The sequence below is a fragment of the Achromobacter pulmonis genome, assembly GCF_902859765.1.
GTDB lineage: Bacteria > Pseudomonadota > Gammaproteobacteria > Burkholderiales > Burkholderiaceae_B > Achromobacter > Achromobacter pulmonis.
Genome location: NZ_CADIJV010000086.1, coordinates 1 through 849 on the forward strand (window position 1 = coordinate 1; position 849 = coordinate 849).

At 66.2% G+C, this 849-nt stretch carries 1 protein-coding gene; it reads right to left on the reverse strand.

Features of this window, described 5'->3' with window-relative positions; genetic code table 11:
* Window positions 1–849, reverse strand: an 849-nt coding sequence (locus HV701_RS26600) for a VCBS domain-containing protein (protein WP_175135980.1), incomplete at both ends; no start/stop codon positions are given.

Sequence of the window (849 nt, forward strand, 5' to 3'; positions counted from 1 at the left end):
GGTGACATCCAGCTTGCCGCCGGTGGTCAGCACGTCGTCTTCCTTGACGGTGCCGGCGTCATCGCCCGGCTTGCTCGGGGTGATGATGGCGGTGTCGTTGGTGCCGGTGATGGTGACCGTGATGGTTTCGGTGGCGGTGCCGCCATGGCCGTCGTCCACCGTGACGGTGATGGTGTCGGTGACGGTCTCGCCATCCTTGAGGGCCTGGACCTTGTCGCTGCCATTGTCCAGCGTGTAGGTCCACTTGCCGCTGCCGTCCACGGTGAACGAGCCGTACTGGCCCTTGCCGTCATTGCTGACGGTCCAGCTGTGGGTGTCGTTGGTATCGACGTCGTGCTGCGTCAGCTGACCGGACACGGTGTCGCTGCTGTCGTCTTCGCGGATTTCGCCGATGGTGGTGCCGCTGATGGTCGGGGCATCGTTGGTGCCGGAGATCGTGACCGTGATGACCTGGGTGGCCTTGCCGCCGTGGCCGTCGTCCACCGTGACGGTGATGGTGTCGGTGACCTGCTGGCCTTCTGCCAGCGCCTGGACCTTGTCGCTGCCGTTGTCCAGCACATAGGTCCACTTGCCGCTCTGGTCGACCGTGAGCGTGCCGTACTGACCCTTGCCGCCGTCGTTGGCGGACCAGGTGTGAGTGTCGCTGGTGTCGACGTCGGCCTTGTCCAGCTGGCCAGACACTTCCTGCGTGCCGTCTTCCTTGACCGCGCCGGCGGCTTCGCCGCTGATGGTCGGGGCGTCGTTGGTGCCGTTGATGGTGATGGTGACCGTGCCGGTGGTGCCGTCGGCGGTGGTGACGGTGATGGTCTCGGTCAGCGTCTCGCCCACGGCCAGCGACTGCACGCGCGC